Origin of the sequence: Bacillus sp. SIMBA_026, assembly GCF_046535335.1 — a bacterium.
Lineage (GTDB): Bacteria > Bacillota > Bacilli > Bacillales > Bacillaceae > Bacillus > Bacillus velezensis.
Window position 1 is genome coordinate 1,147,520 of the sequence record NZ_JAWRWX010000001.1, and the last position, 16,828, is coordinate 1,164,347.

A 16,828-nucleotide genomic window follows, 5' to 3' on the forward strand; every position below is an offset into this window, starting at 1 on the left:
TTTATTAATCGTCCCAGTCTTCATCTTCTTCCCAGTTTTCTTTCATCTCATGAAGTCTTTCATAAAAGAACTTTATAAAATGGGCAGAATTAAGTTCTTTATAGCCACCGAATTCACTCCAAATAACAACTGGACATTCTCCTTCACTGTTGATTTTATTGGTATCTAAACAATACCCAAAAAAATCAACATGTTCTATGACTACTAAGCCACTTGGCAATCCCCTATATTCATGATATTCCCTGGTTGTTTCAACAACTGAAGCACCGCCAAAATCATAGCCTAATAAATCGATTCCATAAACCCCGCCAGAACCATAGTTTCTAAGAAACCATTTGTAGCTATCTGGCAGCGTAACCTGAAGATCTTGCTCAATTTTTAAAATTTTATCTTCTCCAATCCCACCCGTAAAATCTTTTTCTTTTGCATTATCAGCTATGAATTCTTTTACTTTTAAATAGAAATCCATGGTTTATAACCCCTTATTCTTTCTCATATTGTTTTGCTCTCCACTTCCAATACCTTGTCTTAAAGTTATTGTACTGTTTCTCCAGGTAAACATCATTCCGGAAGCTTTCTCCATTACCTTTAAGGCCATGTATTACGTCGCTATACTTTGTATGTAAACTATTAGGTATCTCAAGCAACGGTCCACTTTCTTCTTGTATGAGGTGATGTAAGTTAATCTGTGTTCCGTCTTTAGCATAAGGAGACTTACCATCTTTCATTAATTCCAGGTTGGTTTTTCCTTTTGGAGTATTTTGATTAATATCAATGTCCTTTAAGGTATAGACTCTACGGCTTACATCTCTAATTTGTCCTTTAACTTTTACTTTGCCGTCTATTTCAACAGCACCATACTTTTCTTTATTTAACCAAGGAAGGTTTATTTCTTGACCAGTAAACGGCTTTCTCGTTCCATCCGGGATTTTCTTTGCATTGGTCAAAAGTTTATTTTTAAGGTTTTGGCTGTCAACCACATTGTATGGTACGTCACCCGACAGAGCAAGCTTATACTTAGGATTATACGGAAGCAAATCTGGAAGTTTAACGTCTTTAATTTTCTTCCCTGCCTGTCCTGCCTTGTTTATGACCTTCCCCGCCGCATCAGCTTTGTTAACGGCTCCTGCACCTTTCGTTCCGACGACAGCCACAGCTGCTGAACCGACCGCATATGTCACCCATCTTGATCTGGAATACGCATCTCCATTTACCATATCTTTTTGATACGATACCTCAATAGCTGTTGAAATGGCATTATACGTATTAATTGGATGAGCAACTGCCCCTATGATACCTTCAACAACTTCATCAGGCTTACTGATCAGCTGCCATAAACCGGTTACCGTGTCTTTCCCGACATCATATAAACCAACGCCGGCTCCTTTTAAAATATCCCAAGTCACTTCTCCGGCTTCTTCCAGCTGTTTTGCTTGTTCAAGCTGGATCACATATTGCTGCTGGGAAGGTTCAAGATTCTCGTAACCGATCTTCTTGGCAATCTCCAAGTATTCATCAGGATCAGTTACTCCATCAGCGAGCTTTTTTTTCAGATCCTTGATTTCCCGCTCTTTTGCTTCTTCCTTCTTAAACGTTAAATATGTGTCTGAGTGTCTTGCAATCTCGCCTTTTTTCTTATGCATGTCACTTTCTCTGTATGCCTTGGCGTTATAGTGAAGCGGAGTAGCGTTTTTCCCTTTTCCCGTAGCGTTTTGGAGCTGTTGAAAATCTGCCTGAATGAAATGTTCATTTGCCTCGGTTTCTGCGTATTCTTTCGTTAGATCGTGATCAAGCTTTCCGAGCTTATGTATGGTATCGTTCCTTTTTTTATATGCTGACTCAAGCTTTTGATCAACATCTTCTGTCGAGAAAACTTCTAGATGAATAATATCTCTGATTTCATCAAGGATACCTTTCATTTCATTGCGCTGCTCCTGCATGATAGCTTGTGATTGATTCTTCGCATGAATCAGCTCGTGTTCTAAAAAGGACTCTTCCACAAACGAATCGGCTAATCCGGCATCAGCTACTTTTCCTGAAATACTGTTAAGAAACGCAATCTTCATATCGATCAGATTAAGCCAGCTGTCTGTAACACCAGCGTGGTCTTGAAAAAAGGCTTTGATATTGTCTGCGCCTTTGCCTGAAAACTCACTGTCGTCTAAGTCAGCCATTCCCTGAAACGCTTTTCTGAGATTGATAAATTGTTCTCTAATCTGGCCGTATTGTTTTGCCCGCTTTTCTGCGGCTGAAATGAACGAGGCTGCTTCAAATACTTTCATTTACGTCTCCTTTCCGCTTCTTTCTCCCTAAATTTTACCACGGGATATAAGGTTAGATGAATCTCTTGCATTTGTCGAACTGCTTTATTCAAGATCATAAAATTTCAAATGAAACCTTACACGAAAGATCGGGGATCGGCAAAACAAAGCCAGATATAACATATATTAAAAAATCTCTTGCATTTCCGCACACGCCATGCTATATTGATATAGCGATGAGCTGAATTGTGTAAGCCGATGCACATGCCCTTGCGGCACACACGAATGTGGCGTGTGGTGTATCGCCTCAATACGCAAAAGACGTTTGCTTCTGCAAACGTCTTTTTTTATTATCCGATTTTCGTTCCGTTCGGTACTGTCTGCTCTGGCGTAAGCAGGACAACGTCTCCTTTTTCCGGGATGCCGCCGAGTACGAGAACTTCTGACTTAAATCCGGCGATCCGCCGCGGCGGAAAGTTGACAATAGCGGTAACCTGTCTGCCCGTCAGATCACCCGGTTCGTACCGTTTTGTAATCTGGGCGCTTGATTGTTTCATGCCGATCTCTTCGCCGAAATCTATTGTCATCTTAATGGCCGGCACCTTTGCTTCCGGGAATACTTCCGCTTTTACGACCGTTCCTATTCTAAGATCAAGCTTAATAAAATCTTCGATGACTGCCATATCAAAAACTCCTTTTTTACAATCATGATACCAAAAAAAGAAGCAGTTTATTTAACCGATTTTCAGAATTATTTATCAGATTGAAAGGTGTTTCGGAAGACGCGCGGCGTTATTCCCTTATGTCTGACAAACCATCTGGTAAAGGAAGACAAATTTTGAAAGCCGACCTCCTGGCTGATGTCTGTCAGCCGGCATTTTGTTTCAATAAGCATTTGTTCCGCTTTCTTCATACGGAGCTCAGCAATATAAGCTTGCGGGCTTTTCCCCGTCTGCTTTTTAAACCAGTCGGAATAATACGCCGGGTGGTAATGTTCCATTGCGGCAAGCTCTTTAATTGTAAAAGTCTTTGATAGATTTCGGCGGATATACGCAATTGAATTATTCGTACGGTTTTCTTGTATCTTTTCAGCAATATATTCTGCAAGCAGACTCAATGAATGAGCCGACTGCTGCTTTGTCTCTTCTGTCAGCAGAAACCGAATCGATGTCCAAAAGGGATCAAGCTTATTCAGAATGCCTGGGTCAAAGGAACTTTTGAAAAAGTATGCCGGTATGTCGAGAACGAGACATTCATTTCGCTCCAAAGAACGGAACCGATGTTCATGCCCGGGCGGAATATACAGCATTTGATCAGGTTTTAATCTGATTTTACGTCTTTCTGTCTCCAGGTCCAGCTGTCCTTCGAGCGGAAAGAGCATTTGGCAGTATGTGTGTGCATGAGAATCAAAAATATGTGAATAGGTGCGCCGCTCACAAATGATATGTTGTAATGAATCCATTTGTCCCTCCTTTTTACATGATGCGTCTTTTATTTAGTTTACATAATAATATTATCGTCCCCTATTCTGCAAACCTCTTAGGAAAGCAACAACTGCAAACTTCCGGCTTTCCTTAATTGATTCGGTTAATTCAAATGCACTCTGTTTTCTCAACACGGCAAAGCCGTGAAGAAGGCTCCTCAGTCCTCTCGCAGCATGAATCGCAGTGTCAGACTGTGCATAACCGTTAGCTGTCAGCTGCCTGACAACAAGCTCTACAAGCAGGCTTGACAGATTCTCAATCCGGCCGTCTTTTATCTTTTGAAATGTTGCGTCATATAATCCGGGATTGGCTTCGGCGAAATTGATATAGGCATCGGCAAAACTGAGCAAAGCCGTTTCGCCCGTCAGTCCTTCTGCAGAGGCCGCCATTCTTTCATATAACATAGTTAAACCGGAGACAGCCAGCTCTGTTTTAATTCCTTGAAGGCCATTGACAAAATTGTAAAGGGAAGGCGGTTTTACGTTTAAGGACTTTGCAACAGCCGCAAGCGTCACTTCGTTCAGCCCTTTTTCGTCAGCGATGCCTGCTGCGGCTCTCAATATCATGTCAAGGCTCATTCCGACTCTCGGTGACATTATGATCGGCCTCCCGGCAGGCTTCGTTCGGCTTCCTCAGCAGCTTCAGCCATCATTTCAACGGGATTGCAGAGAACATTTCCATGTCCGGCGGCCAGACTGCTTGGTTGATGAGCGATAAGCGTTCTTGCTGTTTTTACAGCTTCTTCTTTATTCCACGTAGCAAAAGCCGGAAACGGAAATTTCCATTTCAGCTTCCCTGAAACAGCAAGGCCGCCCCGTACTTGAAAGGCATCTCCGACGATCAGCATATCATTTCTCATATCTTTAAAAGCGAGGCTTCCCGGCGTATGACCGGGAGCGGGAATGACAAGTAAAGATCCGATCCGCTCGCCGCCTTTCAGCAGGCGATCAGGTTCGGTCTGAACATTTTTCGGCACTCCCCCCTTTATCGGCGTTTGTGCTTCATGCTCAAATAATGAAGTGTCACCTTTCAGCAAGAAAGAATCCCGCTCAGAAATACAGACGGAAGCATCCGGAAATTCCGCAGCTAATGAGTCAAGCGAACCGATGTGATCCCCGTGCGCGTGGGTGAGTAATATGTCATTCAGCGGCTTCCCAAGCTGCCGCAATGCTTGTTTGATTCCTTTATGACTGTTAGGCAGTCCGGCGTCAATCAGGGTTACTCCTTCTTCTTCTTCAACCAAATAACAATTCACCGGGAAAAGCGCTGGAAAAAAAGTCAGCTGCCAAACACTTCCGTATTGTAAGATTCTCATCAACATCCTCCTAAAACTAATATCATTAGTTTTATTATAACTAACACCGTTAGTTTTTCAAGAGTTTTATGTTTAAATCCTGAAAAAGGCGCGGGCGATTCACTTATGCCAAAAAAAGAAACGTGCATAATGTGATAAAAGATGCTTTCAGCCTGCGAATAAATCAGACTACTAAAACCAGCCGGATAAGCATACACTACTCAACGGAGGGGGAGTTCCACACCATGCATATCACACTTCAAAGCATCTGCCCTGTCTTAATGATTGCCTTTTTTCTGTATAAAAAGGTGAAACGGTCCGTCGGCTTTCAGCCTTTGAAACCCCGCTGGCTTTATACAAGAATGATTTTGTTTTCATTGCTGGCCGCAGCTCTGGCGTTTTTCAGCATCACACACCCGGCTTTATACGGCCATCTTATATTCGGCACTTTTTGCGGCTGGCTTCTGGTCCTGTTTGCTAAACGGAACATTTCTTTTGAAGAACGCCGCGGAAAAATATATTTTCGCACTCACCTGTGGATTGAACTTATTCTATTAACGTTATTCCTATCGAGATTTGTTTATCGCGTTATTGAGATTTACCGGGTCACAGCGGACTTTACCCATCCGGAGGCATACAGCCAAACGGTCGGCGCCGATCCGCTGACCATCAGTATCTTTTATTTCATCGCAGTTTATTACAGCGGCTTCTCTTTTTATGTTTTAAAAACGAGCAGAGACCAAACCAATAACAGTCAGTACGGCTGACATCCCTGTCTCAAAAGCAGGGATGTTTTTAATCGTGCCGCGTATGGTGAATCATTTGCTGAAGCACATCTAACACATGTTCATCCTCAGGAGAATAATAGATGGATGTTCCTTCTCTGCGTGATTTGACGAGGCGCAGATTTTTAAGAAAACGCAGCTGATGAGAAACGGTAGACTGCAGCAAATTCAGCTTTTCTGCGATATCATTTACCGCGTGCTCACCCTGTGACAGCAAATGGAGAATTCTGATTCTGGTCGGATCAGACAGCGCCTTAAAAGTCTGGGCAACCAAAAATAAAGTTTCCTCATCTAAATCGACAGCGGGGTCATTTGTGTTTCCGGATTCGTGAAATTCAGTCATATACCTCACCCTTCTTTTCTCAAGTAGCCCAATTATACCAAATGTCAATGGATGCAGATACATCCTGCGCCTGACAAAAGAACCGTTATTTTAAATTTATGTTTCAAATACGGGTTTCCGCTTGGTTTCGCGCATTCATCTGTGTCATAATGAAAAAGTCATAATGCTCCTGAAATTGAGGGTGAAACACAGTGGAGAAAAAGAAAAAAGGCTGTTTCGCTGCCGCGGGTCTTATGATGATATGTGTTTTTGTCATGGTTTCCTTCTTCCTCATTCTGTTATTTTCAAATAATGAATGGCTCAAAAGTCTTCCGTTTGATGTCAAGCCAATCGTGCTTGAACGGCTGACAGATTACAAACCGCTTGTTGAAGACGAGCTGGATGAAAAAGGACTCACCAAATATACATCGCTTGTACTCGGCATGATATATCAGGAGTCAAAAGGAAGAGGAAATGATCCCATGCAGTCTTCAGAATCTCTGGGTTTAAAGCGAAATGAGATTAAAAACCCTCAAACCAGTATCAAACAGGGAATCAAACAATTCACTCTCATGTACCAAACAGGCAAGAAAAAAGGCGTAGACTTGGATACGATTATACAAAGCTACAACATGGGAGCCGGCTATATTGATTTTGTGGCTGAACATGGAGGATCACATACTGAGGAACTGGCAAAACAATACTCCGAGCAGCAGGTCAAAAAGAATCCGAAACTTTACACTTGCGGAGGGAACAAAGACAATTTCCGTTATCCCTACTGCTATGGTGATTACACGTACGCAGAAAAAGTAAAAGCAAAAACAAAAACCGTTGAACAATCCTTAAATGTAACAACACTTGAAACGCTTGAAGAGTAAAAGGCGCCCTGTATGAGGCGCCTTTTTTCAATCAACAGAAAAAAAGCCGCGCAGAGCACGGCTTTTTTTAATAATACGGCGATATCATTAAGTATACAATGACACCCGTCAGACTGACATACAGCCAGAGCGGCATCGTCCATCTCGCGATTTTTTTGTGGCGTTCCACTTGCATGCTGAATCCTCTGATCAGCGTAAACAGCGCAAGCGGCACGATAACGGCGGAAAGACAGATGTGCGTAATTAAAATAAAGAAATAAATCCCCCGAATGATGCCGTGGCCGCCGAATAAAGTATTCTCAGCTATCGAGTGGTACACGACATAGCAGATCAAAAACAGCAGAGTCGTCGTAAACGCCGCCAAAATAAAGCGTTTATGCGCTTGAATATTTTTTTGCTTAATCATAAAGAGCGCTGCCAGCAAAAAGATAAAAGTAAAGCTGTTAAAAATGGCATTTAACATCGGCAGAATATGAATATTGGCAATGCTGACCTGTCCCGATTTCGGCATAAAAAACAGCACCGCAATTAACCCGTTGATCAGAACGGTCAATGTCAGCACGATACCGGTATAACTTTTAGGTTTGTTTTCTGTCTGATTCATCTTATGACCTCTCTCAATTTTACTGACTATCCAAATGGTATGAGAATTCAGCTTTGATGTCAACGGTTTCGCCCGCTTCGTCAGAAATTAGACAAACTTAAGGCCTAAAAAGACCGGGTGTTTGAGACCCGGCCTTTCGTCATATTATGCTTCCTTCAACAGTTCTTCTATCACCTTATGTTCGTTTTCATTCAACAGATTTTTTGGAATGATCCGATCAATCGGTTTATTCATGTGCTGATCGAGAATATCGGCTGTTTCTTTGTCCCCTGCGATTACGAGACGCTCCCATTGGTGTGAAGCGGCCTTCTGATCAAGGTTCGAAGCCAATCGTTTATACAGCCTGTTTTGGTTTTCTTCGACGTGGGCTTTGGCGGCGTCCTCGTCCATTGATGCGGAGTTTCCGCTTACATCCTGCGGTTTCCACGATTCATTGATGACGTCGTATTGATAATGCTCCACCCCTTCAATTTTTCCGAGTACGGTTTCTATGATCTTCACTTCATTCTGCTGGGTGAGAATAAAAGCCGTGCTCGGAAATTGTTCACGGAGAAGTTCTAATTGATCAAGGACAGCCGTTTCTTCCCAATAAAATCGTGTTTCGACAGGCACCTGCAATTCAATCGTCTCCCAGATACCGCCTTCTCCCGATGCAAAAAACACGAGACTACGCGGCATCTCTTTACCAAGCCCATCGATATATTGATAGACACGTTCCATGATGCGGACGAGAGATTTTTCTTCTTCCGGATCACTTACAGACAGATACTCTTTTAATCTCCGAAAACCGGTTTTCAAGGCGATTTTCCACTCTCCCCCCTGCTGATCCGGATTTCTCATATCCGTATTTACATATAAGGAAAGCATTTTATCAGGAGATTCCGTCATTACGTACTTCAATTTGCCGATGAGTGAGTCAATTGCCATTATAGATTCCTCCTTTTTCCGCTGCTCACTGTTCCTTTCCCTATCCGCACCGCCTTAAAAACGTTAATCCACATATAAACGCAGACTTTTCTAAAAAAGTTTTTGCAAAACCTATTTACAAACCAAGACATCATTTACTACAATGGATACTTGTGTTTGACTAAGACTTTTACGCTGTGAAAGGAGTATGATTTTGTTTACTGCAGAAGAAAGAGATCAGAAAGAGCTGGAAAAAGAGCTTCATAAACTTGAATTTCAGATTTTCAGAATGCGGGAAAATCTGATAGATGTATCAAAAGACGCGCGAGTGCTTGGTATTGATCAATCGAACAATGACGATTGGATCATTGTTTCCTCGATTGATGATGGCCAAACATGTAAGATTATGCTGACTGATTGTGAGTCAGCCTACCGGGGAAGAGGCTGTTTTTCACTGATCGCCTCTTATTATGACAATGCCATTCATATCGGGGACATTAAAGGCCCGCCGAACCACGGCTACGGCTCGATCTGCATGAAATTTTTAAAACATATCGCCAGAGAGCAGAATATCCCGAAAGTGACGGGCGACATCGCTAAGCGTGATTGGGATCATGTCGACAGACTCATTCATTTTTATGAAAAGCATCACTTTGATGTCTGGATTGACAATGATACGCAATCAGGCGGCATTAAATGGGTCGACCTGTAAAAAATGATAGATAAACCCTCGTTAATATGGTGTAATAGATTAAACCATTTAAGGAGGGTTTTTTTTGTATCCGGAAAAATTGAAAAAAGGTGACGGCATTCGTATTGTGTCTCCGGCCACAAGCATGTCCGTTATGTCAGATGAAAATATAAATGCCGCGAAGACAAAATTGGAGGAGCTGGGCTTTTGTGTCTCTTTTTCAGAGAATGCGAAAGAAATAAATGAATTTGATTCATCATCCATTGAATCGCGTGTACGGGATCTGCACGAGGCTTTCGCTGATCCTGACATCAAAGCGATTTTGACGACACTCGGCGGGTTCCAATCAAATCAGCTGCTCCGCTATCTTGATTATGAAAACATCAAGCGGCATCCGAAAATCCTTTGCGGCTATTCAGATATTACCGCTCTCGGCCATGCCATATATCAAAAAACCGGCCTTATTACATATTCCGGTCCCCATTTTTCTTCATTTGCCATGAAAAAAGGGCTGGACTATACGATTAACTCTTTCTTGGCCTGCTGTGCTTCTGACAACCCGTATGAGGTAAAGCCTTCATCCGAGTGGAGTGATGATAAATGGTATTTGAACCAGGAGGACAGACGTTTTTATCGGAATCCGGGACCGCTCGTTATTCAACCCGGATATGCGGAAGGAACACTGATCGGAGGAAATCTATGCACGCTGAATCTTCTGCAGGGCACCGAATACTTTCCGGAGATGGAACAAGTGATTCTGTTTATAGAAGATGATCATATGTCGGACATTCATATGTTTGACCGGGATTTGCAGTCACTCATCCATCTTCCCGCTTTTTCAGCCGTGAAGGGAATTGTCATCGGACGTTTCCAGCATGCTTCAAATGTGTCTGAGGAGGCTCTGCGTGCCGTCATCCGTACAAAAGAAGAACTGTCATCCATGCCTGTTATCGCAAATGCTGATTTCGGCCATACCTCCCCTTTGATGACATTCCCGATCGGAGGAACATGCAGGATAGAAGCCGGCTCAGAAGGCGGACGGATATGGATCGATCGGCATTAATACATAAAGACGGGAAAACCGCCCCGTCTTTTTATTTTGACGCCTTATGCCGCGGCGTGCGCGGAGCGATCATAATTCGTCCGCCAGCCGCTGCCGTCACCCATACGGAAGCTCCTTTATAAAAACGGCTGATTTCTTCATTATATACGGCGTGTGTCAGTTCACGTTTATCATGCGTTCCGTCTTGGTTTTTTACGTTTAAAATAAGCACAAGCTCGTGCCTGCCATTCTTCATCACGCCAGTACGTCTCACCTTTTCAATAACGGCCGGCCTTCCTCTCCCTCTGTCAAGCGCCTGAAACAGCCTGACAGCAGGCATAGACAGTCCGATAACGAGCACAATGGCGAAAGCGGTGCATATACCTGCTTGAAACACCGGTGATTCTGTGAAGGCATTCCATAAACATATAAATTCCGGCTCCATCAGTTTCATACACCCCTTCAGATTCCGTTTTCACATCCATTCCTTATTATATTAGAGAAACGCTTTTTCTTTTTCCGCATATAACGATTATATACAGTCAAAAAAGGGAAGAAAAAAAGAACACAAAGCATTTCGCCTTGTGTTCTTCATCTCTATATGAAACTAGTCTAATACTTTAACATTTACTGTTCTGACGCCCCAGTTGTTAGCGTCACTTTTCTTTGCAACAAATACGTCAATTTTATTTCCTTTAATTGCGCCGCCTGTATCTGCTGCTGTTGCCACTCCGTAACCTTCAACATAAACCTTAGAGCCAAGCGGAATGACACTAGGGTCTACCGCGATGACTTTTGCATCAGGGTTTTTGTTTAAGTCAACACCGGTTGCCGTTACACCGGAAATGCCGCCGTCGTTAGCAGAGTAAGCAGTTGCAGTCATTGTCAGCTGCTTTTTAGGCTCTTGTTGGTTTGTATTTGATTGAACAGGCTGCTGTTTTGCTTCGACAGCCTTCGCTTCTTGTTTAGGTTGTTGTTCTTGAACAGGTTCTTGTTTAGGCTGCTCGTTTTTGACCGCTTCTTGTTTCGGCTGTTCTGTCTCGGCAGCTGGTTTTTGTTCAGTTTGCGGCTGGCTGGCTTCTTGAGCCGGCTGTGCAGCCTGAGCCTGACCTTTCACATTTAACGTTGTGCCTGCGTAAATTATATCTGATTGCAAGTTATTCAAGCTTTTCAGATTGCCGACTGATGTTCCGAATTTCTGAGCAATTTTCCAGAGGCTGTCGCCCTGCTTCACTGTGTACTGCCCAGATGTGGTTGTTTCTACTGAAGAAATAGTCAGTTTCTCTCCTTCAATGATTAAATCAGAAGATAACTGATTCCATTCTTTTAAGTCCTTTAGGTTCACTCCGTTTTTTTGCGAGATCCCCCAGAGCGTGTCACCCTTTTGCACCGTGATTTCTTTAGCAGAAGCGTGAGCTCCAAATGCAGTTGTTGAAATTGCTGCAACTGCGACAAAGGACATAATCGTCTTCTTCATAAGTAAATCCTCCCTTGTTAGCTTTTTATTGGCGGCTAACAGGTGATATCGTAACATATGAAAATGTCAGTTCAATAACAAAACGATTTGAATTAGATTACAGTTCCTTTACATGAAACATTTCTCTCGCTTGGTAAGTCTTGCTGAAACCTTGATACAGCAAGGGTTTTCAAGCCTCTGATTTTTCCGGCGCCAATGAAAAACACAATGTGCAAATTTCTAAAAAAACTTTTTTTCACTCTGTTTCTCTTACATAATTTCGGATTTCTTCTAAAAAAACCGCTCCGTATTTCAATCTTTTTTGTTCCCCGACCCCTTTTACGGAAAGAAGATCCTGATCCGTTTTCGGAAGTTTCGCCGACATTTCTTTTAACGTCTGATCTGAGAACACGACAAATGGAGGCACACCCTGTTCAGCTGCAATCTCTTTGCGGAGACGCCGGAGAAGCTCAAATAATTCATCATTTTCGGTAACGGCGGCGGCCTGTAAGGCTTCTTTTCTCGCGACTGCGCTTTTTCCAAGCAGAACGTCCCTGCCTTTTTGGGTGACCATAAGCGTCGGAAATGTGCCGTCCGCCATTCTGATATATTCATCTGAAATAAGGAATTCGATAAAATCACTGATTTCCGCTGCGGATTGATGCTTCATAATGCCGTAAGTGGACAGGCTGCTGAAGCCGTTTTCCAGCACTTTTTTATTTTTTGACCCGCTAAGCACCTGCGCCACCATCGTTTTTCCGAAGCGCTCATTCATTCTGATGATGCATGATAATACCATCTGCGCTTCTTTTGTGACGTCATGGGCGGTCCTTGTATCAGTGCAATTGCCGCATGCTTCGCAAGCTTCCGCCTCATTCTCACCGAAATACTTCAGAATAAACCGCTGCAGGCAATCTTCCGTATGACAGTAATCCACCATCTGTCTCAGTTTTTTGAGATCCTGCTTTTGTTTTTCTTCTCCGGCGGCCGATTGGTCTATTAAAAAACGCTGCACCATAATATCCTGCGGCGAAAACAAGAGCACACACTCGCTGTTAAGACCATCGCGCCCGGCCCGCCCGGCTTCCTGGTAATAGCTCTCCATATCTTTCGGAATCTGCGCGTGTAAAACGAATCTGATGTTGCTCTTATCGATTCCCATTCCGAAAGCGGACGTAGCTACCATCACTTGTATCTGATCGTTAAGAAACCGCTCCTGCTGGTCTTTTCTGTCATCATCCGCCAATCCGCCGTGATAACGGCCGGCATTGATGCCGCTGCGTTTTAATTTCTCATATAAACGGTCGGTTTCTTTTCTTGTCGCTGTATATATAATGCCGGCTTCGTGTTTATTTTTTTCCAGATACCGCTCGATAAACCGGTCTTTGTTTTCGCCCTTTACTACTTTAAACGTTAAATTCTCTCTGGCAAAACCGGTATATACAGTTTGTTCTTTCTTAATATGAAGCTGCTTGCAGATGTCATCATGAACCTCAGGCGTAGCCGTCGCCGTTAATGCGATGATGACGGGCGGTTCTTTTAATTCATTAAAAAGGATTTCGATATTCCGGTAACTCGGCCTGAAATCATGTCCCCATTGCGATATACAGTGAGCTTCGTCAATGGCGACAAGAGGAACCGTAATATTCTGCAGGATGTGAATGAATTCAGAAGAAGTCAAACGCTCCGGTGTGATGTAAAAGAGCCGGTAAGCCCCTTGTTTCAAACCGGTCAGGCGCTCATGAATGTCACGGCTTGTCTGGGTGCTGTTAATATAAGCTGCCGCGATACCCGCTTCTTCAAGCGCGTCGACTTGGTCTTTCATTAAGGAAATAAGAGGGGAAATAACGATTGTGGTTCCTTCAAACAGCAGTGCGGGAATCTGATAGCAGATTGATTTTCCGCCCCCCGTCGGCATAATGCAGACCGTGTTTTTTCTCTCCTCTGCAACTGATTGTATCGCCTGCTTTTGGCCCGCGCGAAGACTGTCGTAGCCAAAATAATGCGCCAGAAGGGATTGGGCTTTATCCAGCATATGTTGTAAAACCTCACTTTGTCTTTGATTCTTTCATTTTATCATACTGATAAAGTACACTGCTCAAGGGCAATGCAAAATAAAAAGCCATCTCCGCAAGGGAAATGGCTTTCGCTACGTATGCCGTACGCAAGTAAGAAAGTTTTAAACCACCACTCCTCAAAGTGGGTGTTTGCAGAAGCGTTCCTGTCGTCCTCTGCAATGGAGGCATGACATTCCGGCTTCGATATAAAACTCCCTATTACAGCTTAAAGGTTAAAACTTAATTAACAATACGAACAATGTAGCTTCTCTTATATCCTACACCATCAGTCGTATTTTGGCAAGAGGGTTAATTCTTTTACAGAAAACCTTTTTTCTTTGTGAAAAATGCTTTATTCTACATAAAAATTGTTTTTTCGACAAAATATCAATATATCAATATAAGATCAGATCGAAAGCTGCCGCCAGTTTCTTCTATAATAGAAAAAACTCTCACACCCTGTATGGGCGCAAGAGTTAATGGAAATTAGAATTTTGCAGCCAGATTTTTCGCTTCTTGCAGTCCTTTTTCAATGATCGCTTGAGCGTTATCCGGTGCAGCATTATGGCCTTCAACGACAACAGTGTGAAGATCTTGGACACCCCAGAAACCGAGAACGGTTTTCATGAAGTTTAATGACATTTCAAGAGATGCCATCGGTCCTTCAGAATATACGCCGCCGCGTGCGTTTAAGAGCGCTACTTTTTTATCTCCCATCAGACCTTTTGGTCCTTCAGGCGTGTATGTGAAAGTAACTCCTGCGCGAGACAGGTAATCAACATAAGTATGAAGCACAGCAGGCACTGTGAAGTTCCAAAGCGGGAATGCAAACACGACTTTGTCAGCTTTGACAAATTGATTTAAGTAAATGTCAGCAGTTGACGCTTGTTTTTTCTCTTCGTCTGTCATTTCAATTCCTTTTGAAGCTTTGAATGTTCCGTTAATCATATCTCTTCCGAGGTAAGGAAGGTTTTCTTTATGAAGATCAAGTTCGATCACTTCATCATTCGGATTGTTTTCTTTATAAGCAGCCAGAAACGCTTCGTATAATTTTACGGATACGCCTTCTTCAGCCGTACGATCACTTGATTTTACAAATAATACTTGAGACATTCTAAATTCCTCCCGGTAATCTTTTAATATTTACTTACAAATAGTATGTTACTTTCTTTTTTATATAAAGTCAATGATTTTATTTCGATTTTGAGATTTTTTATGGAATAAAAAAACAGGTACATATGAATGTACCTGCTGCTATTATTGTGAATCCTGCTCGCGATCCAGGATTTCGTAAGTTTGTGAGCTTTTTTGATCAACGGTTTCTTTATTTGAGAGGTCTTTCACCTGCTCGTGAAATTCCCTTTCATATGACGGAGCGTCTGTTTTCACATCCCCTTCTGTTTCTCGCTGCGCTTCGACGGTCATTCTGGCGTACGGCACGGCTTCAAGTCTTTCATAAGGAATTTCTTTTCCCGTTTTCTCGCAAATCCCGTATGTTCCTTTTTCCATTCGTTCAAGCGCGGCATTCACCTCATCTAAAAGATTCTGATCGACACCGTCCAGCGTCTGATTCGTGACCCTGTCCAAATAAATGCTTCCGTGATCAGCTAAGTGATTATCTACTCCGTTAGACAGTTCTCCTGTGTCTTCGCTCATTGAATGATTTTCTTTTGATTCTCCCTGAAGACTTTCCTTTAAATCGATTAATTTATGATAAAGGCTGTCCTGCTGTTCTTTTGATAATGACATATTCATCATCTCCTTTTTCGTCTGTATTCTTCGCTGCATCTGTTAATACATACCCTCGAAAAAGGAGGATGAAACAATGGAGGTCAATGCTTTCTCCCCCTGATGGTGACATTGGGTGTCTGCTGCTTTGTCTGTCTTTTTTCTTTCGCAGCATCATTTTGCCGGTTGTCCCCAAATTCTTCAGCGCAGGCTTGTTTAAGCCTGTGCGCCGGTGTATGGTAAGTGGCGCCGATATTCAGCATACCGCTCAGCTCTTCTATACTCAGCTTTTCAAAATCAATATTGTATTCAACCTTGTCCACTTTGACGTGCTCAATATGGACATATGTTTTTTCCCCTTCAACCGTTTGCGGCTCAAAATGACACTTATCCTGAAGCTCATCAAGCTGTTGTTCCACTTTCTTAAGCCGGTCTAATTCTTCTTCACACACTTTTTTGAAAATCTCTTTCATTATTTTTTTCAAAGAAAATCACTTCTTTCCCCGTCACTCTTGGAAAGTTCTATGCGTCCCGCATTGCGAATATATAAACATGATATACAAAAAGGAGGCGAATCATGATGTTTTTTCCATCCGTTATCAACTTTGAGTATATAAAAATGAACGGAATCAGCGGCGGAGCAGCTTTTAACACCGGCTCTTCCGTTATGGTGAGAAACACAGCAGCCAATAAAAGAAATGAAGGGTACGGTGAACAAAACGGTGATTGCACCGTTGTCGTCATCCCTATCATGAGTATCGATGATTCAGATCTGATAGATGGCACAGCGAACAAGATCAGCCTTCGATAATGATCTGGCTTGCATCCCCCAGATGTTTAGCAATCGATATATATAAAATCCCGTCTTTGAATACCGCCTGCATTCCCTTCGTTCCCTGAGCGGAATGCGGAAGGTCGAGTTTTTTTTCAAAATCGCCGTATTTTCCGGTCTTCTGTTTAAAATCCTGTTCATTAAAAAAGGATTTTCTCGTGCCTTTTACGACGATATATTCTCCGTAGGACAGCAGCTGAACATCTTGTTTCCGGTAGCCGGGCAGATACAGTAAAAATTGGAGCTCATCATGGGTTTCCACAATATCTATAAGAGGAAAAGCATCCTCATTTCTTCTCATTTGCCCATCTCCCTGTTGAAAGGGAAAATGAGAATGGCCGTTTTGAAATGATTTCAGTTGTTCATCATCAAAAACGTTTTTCCAAAAGTCGCCGCCGGACATGTTTTGCGCCATTTCCATCCACTGCTTCATCTTATCGAAATCCATTTTTATCGCCCCCTGTCTAAGCATACGGTCATAACAGCCG

At 42.7% G+C, this 16,828-nt stretch carries 21 protein-coding genes and 1 other RNA gene; 5 read left to right on the forward strand and 17 right to left on the reverse strand.

Features of this window, described 5'->3' with window-relative positions; translation table 11 throughout:
- Positions 1-4: 4 nt before the first annotated feature.
- The 6 genes from SB847_RS05190 to SB847_RS05215 form a co-directional block, all read right to left on the reverse strand.
- Positions 5-469, reverse strand: a complete 465-nt coding sequence (locus tag SB847_RS05190) for an SMI1/KNR4 family protein (protein ID WP_039251204.1) — start codon at positions 467-469, stop codon at positions 5-7.
- A gap of 13 nt (positions 470-482) precedes the next feature.
- A complete protein-coding gene (locus tag SB847_RS05195) occupies positions 483-2,282 on the reverse strand; it encodes a T7SS effector LXG polymorphic toxin (RefSeq protein WP_410561866.1) in 1,800 nt (599 codons plus the stop codon).
- A gap of 329 nt (positions 2,283-2,611) precedes the next feature.
- A complete protein-coding gene (gene csaA, locus SB847_RS05200; protein WP_007611940.1) occupies positions 2,612-2,944 on the reverse strand; it encodes a chaperone CsaA in 333 nt (110 codons plus the stop codon).
- Between the two features lie 68 nt (positions 2,945-3,012).
- Positions 3,013-3,723, reverse strand: coding sequence for an AraC family transcriptional regulator (locus tag SB847_RS05205; RefSeq protein WP_038458401.1), 711 nt, complete (start codon positions 3,721-3,723; stop codon positions 3,013-3,015).
- A gap of 51 nt (positions 3,724-3,774) precedes the next feature.
- On the reverse strand, positions 3,775-4,341 hold the full coding sequence (locus SB847_RS05210; RefSeq protein ID WP_410561861.1) for a TetR/AcrR family transcriptional regulator: 567 nt from the start codon (positions 4,339-4,341) through the stop codon (positions 3,775-3,777).
- A complete protein-coding gene (locus tag SB847_RS05215) occupies positions 4,341-5,060 on the reverse strand; it encodes an MBL fold metallo-hydrolase (protein ID WP_032873441.1) in 720 nt (239 codons plus the stop codon). The genes SB847_RS05210 and SB847_RS05215 overlap by 1 nt, the downstream gene beginning before the upstream one ends.
- A 224-nt stretch (positions 5,061-5,284) precedes the next feature.
- Here SB847_RS05215 and SB847_RS05220 point away from each other — a divergent pair, with 224 nt between their 5' ends.
- Entirely contained in the window at positions 5,285-5,806 is a 522-nt protein-coding gene (locus tag SB847_RS05220) for a CcdC protein domain-containing protein (RefSeq protein WP_032866232.1), read from the forward strand.
- A gap of 28 nt (positions 5,807-5,834) precedes the next feature.
- Here the strand turns inward: SB847_RS05220 and czrA are convergent, their stop codons facing one another.
- Positions 5,835-6,167, reverse strand: coding sequence for a Zn(II)-responsive metalloregulatory transcriptional repressor CzrA (gene czrA / locus SB847_RS05225; RefSeq protein ID WP_007407993.1), 333 nt, complete (start codon positions 6,165-6,167; stop codon positions 5,835-5,837).
- A 191-nt stretch (positions 6,168-6,358) separates the two neighbouring features.
- Here czrA and SB847_RS05230 point away from each other — a divergent pair, with 191 nt between their 5' ends.
- Positions 6,359-7,024 carry a lysozyme family protein gene (locus SB847_RS05230; RefSeq protein ID WP_003153802.1) on the forward strand — a complete coding sequence of 222 codons (666 nt, stop codon included), beginning with the start codon at positions 6,359-6,361 and terminating at the stop codon, positions 7,022-7,024.
- A gap of 67 nt (positions 7,025-7,091) precedes the next feature.
- On the opposite strand, the gene SB847_RS05235 is transcribed toward SB847_RS05230, so the two are convergent.
- Both SB847_RS05235 and SB847_RS05240 read right to left on the reverse strand, forming a co-directional pair.
- Positions 7,092-7,628, reverse strand: coding sequence for a DUF420 domain-containing protein (locus SB847_RS05235; protein ID WP_003153801.1), 537 nt, complete (start codon positions 7,626-7,628; stop codon positions 7,092-7,094).
- Between the two features lie 144 nt (positions 7,629-7,772).
- On the reverse strand, positions 7,773-8,555 hold the full coding sequence (locus SB847_RS05240; protein ID WP_007611947.1) for a VLRF1 family aeRF1-type release factor: 783 nt from the start codon (positions 8,553-8,555) through the stop codon (positions 7,773-7,775).
- A gap of 187 nt (positions 8,556-8,742) precedes the next feature.
- Between SB847_RS05240 and SB847_RS05245 the strand changes: the two genes are divergently transcribed.
- Positions 8,743-9,246 carry a GNAT family protein gene (locus SB847_RS05245; RefSeq protein WP_007611949.1) on the forward strand — a complete coding sequence of 168 codons (504 nt, stop codon included), beginning with the start codon at positions 8,743-8,745 and terminating at the stop codon, positions 9,244-9,246.
- A 64-nt stretch (positions 9,247-9,310) separates the two neighbouring features.
- Positions 9,311-10,288 (forward strand): S66 family peptidase, encoded by a 978-nt coding sequence (locus SB847_RS05250; protein ID WP_044802229.1) that lies wholly within the window; start codon positions 9,311-9,313, stop codon positions 10,286-10,288.
- Between the two features lie 31 nt (positions 10,289-10,319).
- Here the strand turns inward: SB847_RS05250 and SB847_RS05255 are convergent, their stop codons facing one another.
- From SB847_RS05255 to gerPC, 7 genes are all read right to left on the reverse strand, one after another.
- Positions 10,320-10,712: a hypothetical protein gene (locus SB847_RS05255; protein WP_044802228.1), complete on the reverse strand. Its 393-nt coding sequence runs from the start codon at positions 10,710-10,712 to the stop codon at positions 10,320-10,322.
- Positions 10,713-10,874: 162 nt separating this feature from the next.
- Entirely contained in the window at positions 10,875-11,744 is an 870-nt protein-coding gene (locus tag SB847_RS05260; RefSeq protein WP_007407985.1) for a 3D domain-containing protein, read from the reverse strand.
- A gap of 235 nt (positions 11,745-11,979) precedes the next feature.
- A complete protein-coding gene (recQ, locus tag SB847_RS05265) occupies positions 11,980-13,758 on the reverse strand; it encodes a DNA helicase RecQ (protein WP_003153793.1) in 1,779 nt (592 codons plus the stop codon).
- 107 nt (positions 13,759-13,865) lie between these two features.
- Positions 13,866-14,051: non-coding RNA, 6S RNA (ssrS, locus tag SB847_RS05270), on the reverse strand.
- Between the two features lie 215 nt (positions 14,052-14,266).
- Positions 14,267-14,893, reverse strand: coding sequence for an FMN-dependent NADH-azoreductase (locus SB847_RS05275; RefSeq protein ID WP_285979358.1), 627 nt, complete (start codon positions 14,891-14,893; stop codon positions 14,267-14,269).
- A gap of 144 nt (positions 14,894-15,037) precedes the next feature.
- Positions 15,038-15,529 carry a TraR/DksA family transcriptional regulator gene (locus SB847_RS05280; protein ID WP_015417624.1) on the reverse strand — a complete coding sequence of 164 codons (492 nt, stop codon included), beginning with the start codon at positions 15,527-15,529 and terminating at the stop codon, positions 15,038-15,040.
- A gap of 83 nt (positions 15,530-15,612) precedes the next feature.
- Positions 15,613-15,993, reverse strand: a complete 381-nt coding sequence (gene gerPC / locus SB847_RS05285) for a spore germination protein GerPC (protein WP_105937626.1) — start codon at positions 15,991-15,993, stop codon at positions 15,613-15,615.
- 92 nt (positions 15,994-16,085) lie between these two features.
- On the opposite strand from gerPC, the gene SB847_RS05290 reads away from it, so the two are divergent.
- A complete protein-coding gene (locus SB847_RS05290; protein ID WP_014418113.1) occupies positions 16,086-16,319 on the forward strand; it encodes a hypothetical protein in 234 nt (77 codons plus the stop codon).
- On the opposite strand, the gene SB847_RS05295 is transcribed toward SB847_RS05290, so the two are convergent.
- Entirely contained in the window at positions 16,306-16,788 is a 483-nt protein-coding gene (locus SB847_RS05295) for an Hsp20/alpha crystallin family protein (RefSeq protein WP_003153787.1), read from the reverse strand. The two genes, SB847_RS05290 and SB847_RS05295, sit on opposite strands and share 14 nt — an antisense overlap.
- Between the last annotated feature and the right edge of the window lie 40 nt (positions 16,789-16,828).